General features: G+C 53.7%; 11 protein-coding genes. 2 read left to right on the top strand and 9 right to left on the bottom strand.

Annotated features, from left to right (window positions below):
- Positions 1 to 133: 133 nt before the first annotated feature.
- The 3 genes from dtd to PG728_RS04510 are packed head-to-tail and all read right to left on the bottom strand — an operon-like array spanning position 134 to position 2,350.
- Complete coding sequence (gene dtd / locus PG728_RS04520) at positions 134 to 580, bottom strand: D-aminoacyl-tRNA deacylase (protein ID WP_270626056.1); 447 nt, start codon at positions 578 to 580, stop codon at positions 134 to 136.
- A 10-nt stretch (positions 581 to 590) separates the two neighbouring features.
- Positions 591 to 1,706, bottom strand: coding sequence for a CAF17-like 4Fe-4S cluster assembly/insertion protein YgfZ (gene ygfZ / locus PG728_RS04515; RefSeq protein ID WP_270626054.1), 1,116 nt, complete (start codon positions 1,704 to 1,706; stop codon positions 591 to 593).
- Positions 1,703 to 2,350, bottom strand: a complete 648-nt coding sequence (locus PG728_RS04510) for a heme-binding beta-barrel domain-containing protein (protein WP_270626053.1) — start codon at positions 2,348 to 2,350, stop codon at positions 1,703 to 1,705. The genes ygfZ and PG728_RS04510 overlap by 4 nt, the downstream gene beginning before the upstream one ends.
- 88 nt (positions 2,351 to 2,438) lie before the next feature.
- Between PG728_RS04510 and PG728_RS04505 the strand changes: the two genes are divergently transcribed.
- Complete coding sequence (locus tag PG728_RS04505) at positions 2,439 to 3,269, top strand: hypothetical protein (RefSeq protein ID WP_270626052.1); 831 nt, start codon at positions 2,439 to 2,441, stop codon at positions 3,267 to 3,269.
- Here the strand turns inward: PG728_RS04505 and PG728_RS04500 are convergent.
- Genes PG728_RS04500 through PG728_RS04485 form a run of 4 tightly spaced genes read right to left on the bottom strand, consistent with a single transcriptional unit; the run spans position 3,266 to position 8,034 of the window.
- Positions 3,266 to 4,924: an NAD(P)-binding protein gene (locus tag PG728_RS04500; protein ID WP_270626051.1), complete on the bottom strand. Its 1,659-nt coding sequence runs from the start codon at positions 4,922 to 4,924 to the stop codon at positions 3,266 to 3,268. The two genes, PG728_RS04505 and PG728_RS04500, sit on opposite strands and share 4 nt — an antisense overlap.
- Entirely contained in the window at positions 4,925 to 6,181 is a 1,257-nt protein-coding gene (locus PG728_RS04495; protein WP_270626050.1) for a thiamine pyrophosphate-dependent enzyme, read from the bottom strand.
- Positions 6,182 to 6,191: 10 nt separating this feature from the next.
- Positions 6,192 to 7,457 carry a pyruvate ferredoxin oxidoreductase gene (gene porA, locus PG728_RS04490; protein WP_270626049.1) on the bottom strand — a complete coding sequence of 422 codons (1,266 nt, stop codon included), beginning with the start codon at positions 7,455 to 7,457 and terminating at the stop codon, positions 6,192 to 6,194.
- 1 nt (position 7,458) lies between these two features.
- A complete protein-coding gene (locus PG728_RS04485) occupies positions 7,459 to 8,034 on the bottom strand; it encodes a 2-oxoacid:acceptor oxidoreductase family protein (RefSeq protein ID WP_270626048.1) in 576 nt (191 codons plus the stop codon).
- A gap of 271 nt (positions 8,035 to 8,305) precedes the next feature.
- On the opposite strand from PG728_RS04485, the gene PG728_RS04480 reads away from it, so the two are divergent.
- Entirely contained in the window at positions 8,306 to 9,664 is a 1,359-nt protein-coding gene (locus PG728_RS04480; protein ID WP_270626047.1) for a YwiC-like family protein, read from the top strand.
- A gap of 18 nt (positions 9,665 to 9,682) precedes the next feature.
- On the opposite strand, the gene PG728_RS04475 is transcribed toward PG728_RS04480, so the two are convergent.
- Positions 9,683 to 11,041 carry a lipase family protein gene (locus PG728_RS04475; RefSeq protein ID WP_270626046.1) on the bottom strand — a complete coding sequence of 453 codons (1,359 nt, stop codon included), beginning with the start codon at positions 11,039 to 11,041 and terminating at the stop codon, positions 9,683 to 9,685.
- A 101-nt stretch (positions 11,042 to 11,142) separates the two neighbouring features.
- Entirely contained in the window at positions 11,143 to 11,406 is a 264-nt protein-coding gene (locus tag PG728_RS04470; protein WP_072510495.1) for a hypothetical protein, read from the bottom strand.
- Between the last annotated feature and the right edge of the window lie 162 nt (positions 11,407 to 11,568).

Raw genomic sequence — 11,568 nt, 5'->3', positions numbered from 1 at the left:
CGCCGCCAGCCACTGAAACAACCCCTATACCCCCGAACCCAACTAAAGCACTCAGCTATAGCGCGAACGTTTCCTTAGCCACCACCGGCTGCCGCGCCAACTGGCAGGGCGACTCACGAATAAAAGGAGCAACTCATAACGGAAAGCCTGGTGGCTCCTTTGCCAGCCACAAAGTAAAAGGTCCCTCATTAACCAGGGAAACCTGCATCATAGCCCCAAAAATCCCAGTCTGAACCTGTGCGCCCCCAGCGCGCAAATCCGCAACCAGTTTCTCAAAAATAGGACGCGCCACCTCACCCGGCGCAGCATGAGTCCACGAGGGATGGCGCCCCTTACGAACCGAACCATACAAAGTAAACTGCGAAACCACCAACAAAGGCGCGCCCGCGCTCAAAACTGACGATCCGTCCTCAAAAACCTGTTGATTAAGCAGACGGCGCACCATCCAATCAATCTCAGCCTGCCCATCACCGGGGGTAACCCCCACAAACACCAACAGTCCTTGGCGGTCAAGACGGCCGACTACCTCCCCCGCTACGGAGACCTCTGCCGATGAAACCCGTTGAACTAGAGAGCGCATAAAACCCTACCTATCCTCCGATATTCAAAGAACGTGCAGCAGAGGGCGGTTTCAAATCAAAAAAGCCTTTGCGATCAACGCTCACCTGCCCGCGCCAAGAAACCCCAGAAGAATCCACAATCAGGCGTTGCAAAGCCGGTAAAGAAAACTCCTCGTCCCCGGCTCGCCACGAAACACTTAACTGCCCCAGAGGAGCCGCGCGCTTAACCAAACCCAAAGCAATCGGGCCGTCCTCAAAATGATTAGCGCAGCAAAGCACACTACCCACCCGGCCATCAGCAGAAAACAGCTCCGCCCCAGGAGGAGGCAACTGTGAAAGCGCCCCATCAAGCTGCAAAAACACGGCGCGGCGCGGCGGGCGACCCAAATTAACGATTCGTGCCACTGTCTCCTGCCCGCAGTAGCATCCCTTATTAAGATGTACCGCCGTGCGCAGCCAATCCAACTCGTGCGGCAAAGTGCGCTTATCAATATCGCGACCATAAGGACGCCACGCCGCAATCCGCAAAGCATCCCAATCAGAAACCTCAGCAAACACCGGAGCTGACAAACTATAGCCATCCTCAGTTTCCACCGGCCAAGAACAATCAGCCCAAACCGAATTCAAACGGGCACGCACCTGCGGCAACTGGGCGCGAGGAACCATCCCTAAATACGCAGCATAGCTTTCGCCGGGATGAACCAAATCGCGAGGAGAATAGGCAGTGCCACCCGCAGTAACCCCCGGCCAAGGGTCAGCCCAGATAGGCCCAAACTCCGCCAACACCTCTCGGGCAGCGCTGGGGGCAAAAAACCCCCAAACTAACAAATCAGAACGCAGCTTAACCTCCACCCGCGAGTGGAACTTCATCGACTCCAAAAACGCCGCCAAGCCGGGTGCATCCGCAGAAAACAGCCAAGCCACCTCACCTGCCCAAACAATCCCGGCAGCATGGCTAACATGACCTGCCGCATCTAAAAACAGCATTTCACGGCTCTCACCGGCCGTCATATCTGCAACTTTTTGCGAAGACAAAGTAGTAAGCCACGAGGGGGCATCCGGGCCTGAAATCGTCAAAACTTCCAAACCAGTCTCACAAACCCCAAGCCCCGAGAGTAAGGCCACCTGGTTATCAACAAAAGTCACTGCAAACCCTCCTCTCGCATCGGAAGCGAGCGCACCCCCGGAGCATTCAAAGTTTCTTCGCCAGCGGGAATACGTAGCAAGCGTGCCGAAAAATCAGACTCGCTCTTTCCGTCCAACAGCACCGAGTCCTGCGCCCAAAACAGCTCTGAAGAAACCAGCCCCATCATTCGCGAAAACTTTTCAAAAGGATTAGGGGCGCTAAGCGAAGAAACCATAACCCGAGGCCCCATCGAAACCGCTTCCCAAGAAACCTCGCTGGTAAACGGGCCGCCATTACTATCCAAGCGGCAGCGCGCCCTCGCCTCCTGTTCACTATCAGCAACCGCCGACGCCCTCACCTGCCAGGCAGTATCCTCCCGCCACAGCAAAGCACCCCGACGTAACTGAGAAAGCCCCGTCGCCGCATCAGCGCGCATACCAGGCTCTTCCCCAAATGCCTGTGCACCCCACGTTAGCGTCACCTGCTGCAGTGAAGTGCCAGTAGCGCGGAAAGAAGTCTCCTGCCAAATAAAACATTCCTGGCGCTCATCATCAGCATCTTCCAGGTTCTTCCACAAACGAGCCGTACCCCAGCCCCGCCAAGAACCCAAAAGCCATGCCAAAGGAATCAATTCCTTCGCCAGTCCCAAAGGTAAATCCATCATAAACAACAGCCTAGTAGAGTAGATGAAAAGCTATCCAATAGGCACAACTAATTGGGCGTAGAGCAAAACCCGTGAGAACATCAAGAACATGGAAGATATGGCAGCCAACCTAAAACACTCTCCTTCCCCCATAGCTGCCCGCCCCTGGTGGGTCGCCCTGTTAGCGGCGCTCCCGCCCTTAGCTATGTTGCTATTCCTGAACTGGAACCCCTACGTGCTGATAATTATTGCCGGGACAGTAACCGTGCTGGTCGCGATAAGTTGGGGCAGCCTTTCTCAAGCCCCCAGCCCCCCACGCACCGCGATTGTAGTGGGATTAAGCGGAATCGGTTGCCTCCTAACTGCTTTTTTAACCTCCAACCTCACCTGGGTGCCCCTGGTGCTCTCCTGGTGTGTATTTGCAGCCTTTATCGCCGAAATGACCCGCGGTAAACACCGTCCCCTAACAACCTGGTCACTGTCCAGCACAGTCACCGGATGTGCCCTGGTAGCAGCCGGTTCCGCATGGGGACTATCCACCGCCTACCCCACTATGAACCTCCTGGCTATGGCGGCGCTACCAGCCATGGGGCTAGCGAGCCTGACACTCGCACTACCCACCAAACATACCTGGATTCGCTGGCTATATTGCATCCTCGCAGGGGTAATCGCTGCCGGGATACTCACCTATTTTGTGCTATACGGATATTCAGACCTGGCACTGGCAATCCCCTTCGCCAGCCGCAACCCCTCCCTAGCAATCTGGGTAACCACCCTGGGGATAGGTTTCGGCTCCGGGCTGCTGGTTGGCTGCATAAACGTACTGTTTGTCGTACCCGCAGGTAAAAACTATCGCTGGCGACAACTAGCCCTCGCCCTGCTGCCTACCCTGTTTATATCGGTTCCGATTTACTCGCTAGCGCGCCTAATCACCGGCTAGTTTTCCTCTGGAACCATCATGATGGAACCGCAAGGACATTCCTCGACACAAATACCGCAACCCTTGCAGTAGTCATACTTGAACTCGTATTCGCCAGGCTTAATCTTCTTGATAGCGTTATCCGGGCACACCCCGAAACAGTTATCGCAACCAAAACAGTTGCCACAAGACATACAACGCCGCGCCTCAAATAGGGCAGAATCCTGATCTAAGCCCTGCACTACCTCGTCAAAAGTAGAAGACCGGCGGGCAGATTCAATCTTGGCGCGTACCCGGTGCGGAGCATCCGCGTAATACCAGTTAGTAAGCCGATCATAGGTAGCGTCCCCAGTAACCGGAGGCTTGTGGTACTCGGTGCCGTGCAGGAAAGCGTCAATATATCGGGCAGCTTTCTTGCCGTGACCGATTGCCACTGTAACGGTACGCTCGGAAGGAACCATGTCACCACCAGCAAACACGCCGCGGCGACCGGTCATCATTTGACCATCGACCTGAACGACCCCTTTTTCGATTTCAATATCGCGGGCACGCTCTACCAGACCCAAATCAGATTCCTGACCTAGCGCCATCACCACTGAGTCGGCGCCGAGTTCTTCAAACTCGCCGGTCGGTTGAGGGAAACCGTTCTCGTCCAGTTCCATCTTTTCGACCGTAAGTTTGCCGCCATCAATATGTTTAATGGTGGACAGCCAGCGCATCATAATCCCCTCTTCCTCGGCCTCTGTAACCTCAGAATCGTGGGCAGGCATCCGGTCACGGTTACGGCGATACACAATCACTGCTTCCTCGGCGCCCAAACGCTTCGCGGTACGAGCAGCATCAATCGCGGTATTACCCCCGCCATAGATAACAACCCGCCGCCCTAGCATCGGCTTGTCCTCGCCCTCCATATCGGCAAGCAGCTGAACCGCGTCCATAACTTTCGCAGAGCCACCAGCAGGAATATCTGCGTGACGCCCAATATGGGCACCGACCGCCAAAAATACGGCATCAAAATCATCGGCCACGTCATCAACGTTTTCAACCTTAGAGTTGAACTCGAAACGCACCCCCAAATCCTCGATCCGTTTAATCTCGGCATCGAGCACCTCGCGGGGCAGACGATATTTCGGAATCCCGAACCGCATCATTCCGCCCGCCATGGGACCCGCTTCTTTTACGGTAACTTCGTGACCTAGACGGCGCAGATGATAGGCAGCAGAAAGCCCCGAAGGCCCCGCACCCACTACCAGTACGTGTTTACCGCTGGGAGCAGCATCAACGCTAACATTCCAGCCCTGTTCAATGGCTTTATCGCCCAGGAAACGCTCAATCGCGTTAATCCCCACCGCTTCATCAACCTGACCTCGATTACAGGCAGTCTGGCAAGGGTGATAACACACCCGTCCCATAGTTGCCGGTAGTGGGTTATTTACCATGATTTCGCGCCAGGCAGCTTCGTAATCGCCCTCCTCGGCGTGGTAAAGCCAAGCCTGCACGTTTTCGCCCGCCGGACACGCCTTATTACAAGGAGGAAGCATATGCACATAAACCGGACGTTCAGTGCGCCAAGAACCAGTTTCGTTCGCCAGCGAAGACCCCACATTCAAAGTCACCGCCCAAGGAGCGCTCTCCTCAGCCCGAACTCTAGGTGTAGGCAGCTCAGTCGCAGTCATTTAGTTTTCCCCCTTTACGTCCGAATTAGCGGCAAGATGGCGCATTGCAGAAGCCGAAGTTTCCCCCGAAGCAGGTTGCGCCGCTAAAACATCACTTTGGGTACGTTTAGCTTTTGACGCTTCCTCGATAATTCGTTTCGTGTAGCGGCCCTCGGGATCTTCCCCGGCCGCCAAAATACGTTCCAAAACGTCCTCATCAAGCTGATCAGGATCAATCAAACCGTAGCGACGGATATTCCGGTCAGCGATTTGCTGCATTCTTTGTAGGACATCCTCTTGACCTGGTTTAAACACGTGAGCGAAACGACGCTGAGGACGCATATATTCAGTAACCGGCACCGGGCGGCGCAGCTTAGTTACCGAGGTAATCTCGCCATGCTCTGCCTCATAAACCGGGAAAAGCCCACATTGGGTGGCTAGGCGCGCCAGGCGAATAGTCAGGTTAGAGGGCGCGCCCCAACCTAGCGGGCAGGGAACCAGCACATGAATATAGCGCGAACCGCTAAAAGTCATAGCCTTGCGTACCTTGTATTCCAGGTCGCGCAAATCCGCGACAGTGGCGGTAGCAACATAGGGAACCTCGTGTGCCATGGCGATTCGTGGTACATCTTTACCCTGGCCAAACACGTTTCCGGGTTTTTCGCCTACCGGCTGGGTAGTGGCGGTACGCGCCGCGGGCGGAGTCGCCCCGCTGCGCTGCACCCCAGTATTCATATAGGCACCATTGTCGTAACAAATGTAGAGGACGTCGTCGTTGCGTTCAAACATTCCCGACAGGCAGCCCATGCCAATATCGACAGTGCCACCATCTCCGCCCTGGGCAACCACCCGGGTTTTCTTACCTTTAGCGCGAAGCGCTGCCGCCGCCCCCGAAGCAACCGCCGGAGCGTTACCGAACAGGGAATGAACCCAAGGAATCGTCCAAGCAGTTTCGGGGTAAGGAGTAGAAAAAACCTCTAGGCAGCCGGTAGCATTAACCGCCACCAGGTCGCGACCAGCAGCTTCCATTGCGGTGTCGAGGGCGTAACGCGCCCCCAAGGCTTCCCCGCACCCCTGGCAAGCACGGTGACCGGAAGTTAATGAATTAACCCGGTTCGGGTCAGACTGGACGGAACGATAATCAAGTTCCGCCAGGCGGTTACCCACCGCATAGGAGCCTACCTGGTAAAACTTTACGTTCTCGCGGGCTGGAATCGCAGTTTCGGCGCTTTCACGAAAACTTGGTGTCGGAAGAGGAACACTCATAGTTGCTGACATTGCCAACCTCCTAGATTCCGCGCGCCGCATTGGCACGCTGAGTGGCGTGACGTTGAATGTTTTCACTGATCGGACCAGAACGGCGAGTAGATTGTTCGCGTTTAAGTTCCGCTTCGACCAGCTCGCGATCTAAATCTAAGAACGTTAAATGTTCAAGCTGGTCAGTTAGTGCCTGGTCAATCATTTGATTTAGGGAACGCTCCGTAATGTTGCGTCCGCCCAAGCCGGCGATTACCTCGTAGTCGCGAACCGATTTTCCGACCATCGAAAGGGCGGAACGGCAATGAGGAGCCACGATTCCGCCGATACCCAGGCTAAAGGCTTTCTCTAAACAAATGAAGCGTTTAGCGCCACCCAGATAGTGGGCGACCTGTTCAAAGGGGAAAGGACGGAAAGAACAAATCCCGAGTACCCCGATTTTTTCGCCCGCTTCGCGTCGCTGATCCACCACGTCTTTAATCGTGCCCAGCACCGAACCCATTGCCACGATAATGGTTTCTGCGTCCTCAATCCGGTAAGGGCGAACCAGCCCACCGGAATCGCGCCCAAATACCTGCTTAAATTCGGCTTGTACCTGCGGAATCAGCTCTAAAGCTTGCAGCTGTTTAACGTGCTGGAGATATTTAACTTCCGTGAATGCTTCCGGCCCCACCATTGCCCCAATAGTGATAGGGTCTGCTGGGTCGAGGACGACGCGGGGATTATAGGGAGGCAGGAACTGTTCTACCTGCTCTTTTTCAGGTACATCTACCTGTTCGACCGCATGGGTCAAAATGAAGCCATCCATACAGACCATCACGGGAACCGAAAGTTCTTCGGCGATCCTGAACGCTTGTACGTGCAGATCCGAGGCTTCCTGGTTATTTTCGGCAAATAGTTGCAGCCAGCCGGATTCCCGCTGACTCATAGTGTCCGAATGGTCATTCCAAATGTTGATAGGACCACCAATCGCCCGGTTAGCCACCGTCATTACGATGGGCAACCCCAGCCCGGCAGCGTTATAAACTGCCTCTACCATGTAGAGAAGCCCCTGCGAAGCGGTAGCGGTATAGGTACGCGCCCCCACTGCCGAAGCCCCGATACACGCCGACATGGCAGCGAACTCGGATTCAACGTTTATATATTCCGCGCTGCCCATCTTGCCCGCTTTTACCAGGGCAGATAGCGCCTCTACGATATGGGTTTGGGGGCTAATCGGGTAGGCGCTGATTACCTCGGGGCTACAGGCGGCAACCGATTGCGCGATTGCTTGCGAACCTTCAATCTGTTTTAGCACGTTAGTTGCCCTCTTCTTTCATTGAGCTGACCATTTCATAGGCAGCAACCGCGGCTGCTACGTTGCCCTGCCCCACTTTTCCGTGGAAACGGTTTTGAATCGCCTGGGTAACGCTAGATAGCCTGACCATCCCAGTTAAGGCGGCGGCTCCCCCCAGCATTACCGCGTTCGGCAGTGGGCGACCCAGGTGCTTCTTAGCGAGATCAGTTGCGGGAATCATCACCACGTGCCCTTTGGGGTGAGCGGCTACCACTTCCGCTATCCCCAGCTCCTCAGCGGTTTTTGCCGAATTTACTAGGGCGAAGCCACCGGGTTTAAGCCCCGAAAATACGTCCATAATCGCCAGTAGGGTGGCATCTTGCACCACTACCAGGTCTGGTTCTTGAACGGGTTCGCGGGTACGAATTTCTTTATCTGCAATCCGGCAATAGGAAACTACCGGCGCACCGGTGCGTTCAGAGCCAAAAGAGGGGAATGCCTGTGCGTGATGCCCATCGGTGAATGCCGCGTAGGCAATCAGGTCGGCTGCGGTTACAACCCCTTGTCCGCCTCTGCCATGAATACGAACTTCAGTCATACTTTCACCTTAGGACTGCTGTCCCAGACAATTTGTATCCTTTGTTCTAAATTCGCGTTACCAGCAATTTTAATGTCCATTTTTATTAACGCTGTTCAGGGATTCCCTGACACCGATGTATCTTAAATAAGAAAAATCACCCTTTACGGTTGATATGAAAATGTAATCGAAGTGTTACAAAACCCTTTAACCAGCAATAACGTGCCGTTAGTTACGATAGGTATCCCTAGGTGAATCTCGGGGATTAAGCATAATCTGATTTGGTCATAGTATGGTTGCCCTTGTGTTAAATGCGAACGAAGCCGAACGCCCTCGCAGCCAAGAGGGACTAAGCGATACTTCGCGCACAAACATACCCGATACCACTATCCCCGTAAGCAGCGAGCAGGACACCGCCAGCCCCCTGCCGGAAAATCGCCCTAACCGGCGTTCACTGCTGGTACGTAAACCTCAAGGATTTAGCGCCGAGGACGGAAATACGGTTACCGCCACCGGCGGAGTTACTGCCGTTCCCAACACGGGAAATATTCAAAAAGTTCGCGCTCCGCTGCTAGGCAAAGATACCTCTAACCTCGCCACTGCTGCGAGCGAACCTACTTCGGAGGAGATTGCGGTTAAACCGACGGCAGATAACGGTTCTTCCGTATTAGAGAAACTGCAACTGCCAGGCGTAAAGGCACGCACCTCCCGATTTCGGCGGGTACACAAGAGCGAAAACACCGCTAAAACCCAGGTAAACACCGAAAACCCAGAAATAGTTAGCCGAAACAGCAATAAAGGTAAAGGCTTTAGGCACTGGGCGCGCGCTGGCTGGATTCCAACTCAAGAGGGCGCGTGGGCAATGGCGTTAATCCCCTATTGGGTTGGGGTTATCGAGTCGTCACTACTTTGGATTCACTGGCTGGTTTTTGCTTTATGGATTTTTGGATATTTTGCCTTTAATGTGGGGGGAATTTGGCTGCGCTCGCGCCGTAAAGACCGCTACCTACTTCCCTTGCAGGTCTATGGCTCAATAACCCTGGTTTTGGGGATTATCAGTGTTCTACTGGCTCCGCCCTTGCTGGAGTGGGCGTTAGTTTTCTTCCCGCTGATTCTTATTGCAGTGACCGAGTCTGTACGTCACCGCGAACGCTCATTTTTGGCGCGCACCAGCACTATTTTGGCAACCGGAGTTATGAGTCTGGTCGCTTACGATATTGGAACCCAGTTTTCTCGTTCTTTTGCAGCTATTTCTTGGCTAGAGCATACCGGCACTGCCAATGTAGACTGGGTGGTTTCCCCTACCGGCACCTTGCAAGGTTGGGGCTGGATGTTCGTAGTTGCCTGGGCTATCACCTCCTATTACTGGGTAACTATCCCGTATGTGCGTTCCCTGGTTAGGGCTCGCGGCTCTCAGACATTCCTGGCTTTCTCGGTTGGCGTTCACGCTGTTTTGACCGCTGTAATCTTGGCGTTTTTTATTCTGGGCTGGGTCACTTTCTGGCATCTTTTGGTGTGGCTAGGGCTATTTGCACGCTCCCTTGCCGTCCCCCTGATTCAGCAGCGTTTCCCGCAGACCGTCACCATCTCGAGGATTGGTTTCATCGAGGTTGCGGTGGCAATGCTGGTAATAATCACCTTGCTGTTTTAAGGTAAGCCTAATTTTTAGCTATCTGAGGCGTTTCACCACCTTTTCATATACTTTGGGATCGAAACTGCTGGGACTGGCCTCCCGCTGCACTACAAAGGATTGGGCAGTTGCTTGGGTGGTGTGGTTAATCCCCAGGTTGTAATTTCTAGCTTCAATAAAACGCGCGTAATCACCATCCCCAGACCGTTCCCACGCCCTTGCTACCTGGGCATATAATTCTTTGGAATGATTGGCGCTGATACCGCCAGCATTCTTGTAGGTTTGCACCGTAGTCAGATTAGGCACGTTGGGATTTGCTCTGCCATCTAGGCGAGGCACAATATCGGCAGTATTTTCTAGCGCCACAATGTGAACCCCCGGAGCTGGACGGAACCCTCCAGTGTTAGAACCTAACGTAACCACGCTTTTTACGTTATATTTCTTCGCCAATTTAGGGTCGGAACCTACTTGGGCGGCAACCGCGCCGCCTTGGGAATGACCTATCAGCTCTACCGGTTGCCCGCTGCGGTAACCAGCCTGATCAAGTGCGCGGGTAACCGCCTTGGTCATATCGGATTTACCCGCCAATCCGCAAGCATTCGTTTGTAGATTAGTACGCATATCCTGTGGGTTTGCACCGGTGACGCTCCAAACCTGGGTACCGCGAATATCTACCCGCCAGGAGATTTTATTACCTGTACGGTATTTAACTACCCTCAGCTCTCCATGATCTGGATAGGCCTGGGCTTGATTAAACTGGGTAACCAATTGAGATGCCGAAAGAGGAACCGGAACTTTTTGCTGGCTAGAACCAATTTTGGGCGTAACCGATACCCCCGGAGAACCGCTGGCAAGGGCGATTAGTCCCGCTAAATGGGCAGATGGTAGCGCTAAAAATAAGCCGGAAATACTCTCGCGGGCATTTTGAAAATAGTTTAGCCAGGATTCTTCGGTTTGCTGAGAGGTATTGCCAGCAGCACTGGCGTTAATATCTAGCTGTTTATTCAGGTACCACCAGCTAAGCGCTATTGGCAGTCCTAAACTTACCGAAGAGGGGAGGCTAGAAAGCGGGGAAAACAATTGCCGAGAACGAGCTTCACAGTTCTCGTAGCGAGCTGCCGCTAAATCCAAGCTGTTTTGCAGAGCCGTAATTTGAGAACACAAATCAGTAGCTGCTTGCATTAACCCACGTAGAGCGGTTTTCAAAGCAGTAGTGGCATAAATGTTGGGCAAAGCGCTAGCGGCACAAAGCGCCGCGTAAGAAATTTCTTTCACTTTCGATACTTTCAAAATCGCAGCGCTCAAATCACGGGCATTAGCGCGGATAGTGGCAGTATTAATCCCCAACTGGTGACCGCCATTTACGCTAATAGGAAGCAGATTATCATTCTGGGTCATGACACCTCCTTACGCAGCATAGTGCCGAACTCTAAATAAAGTTTTCCGGGCAGTTTTCCACCCTGCGTTATCCCCCAAATCCGCCACCGCCTGCCTATTCATCACAGTTTGCCAGCTTGTTGCAGCGCCAAAAGCGCTCCGGTCGTTTCCCTTGCCAACCGGCCAGCATTTACTGCCGCTTGAGCCAGTGCACCCATATCTTGCTGGCGGCGCTGCAAAACACTTTGGGCAACCATCCCGGCTTGTGATTCCCATTGTTCACGCAGATTTATCGCCGCTAACTGCGCCGCACTGCTACCAGCTAGGGACGCTGCTTGCTGCATATTTGTAGCGATACTGGAGACTATCGCAATCTCACCTGCCATCTTTACCCCTCTCTACTCGTTACTCGAACCCTAAGTTTTAGAAGATTCGCTATTCTTTTCGGCAATAACTATGCCGGGAAAACTACCCTCCATTACCCGGTGTGCACTAAACGCGCGTGAAAGACTAACGGCAGAGCTCGCCCTATGAGATAACATGAAACA

It is taken from the genome of Varibaculum timonense, assembly GCF_027694345.1.
Classification (GTDB): Bacteria; Actinomycetota; Actinomycetes; order Actinomycetales; family Actinomycetaceae; genus Varibaculum; species Varibaculum timonense_A.
The sequence above is the reverse complement of the archived record's forward strand: the minus strand, read 5'-3'. Positions and strand labels throughout refer to the sequence as shown.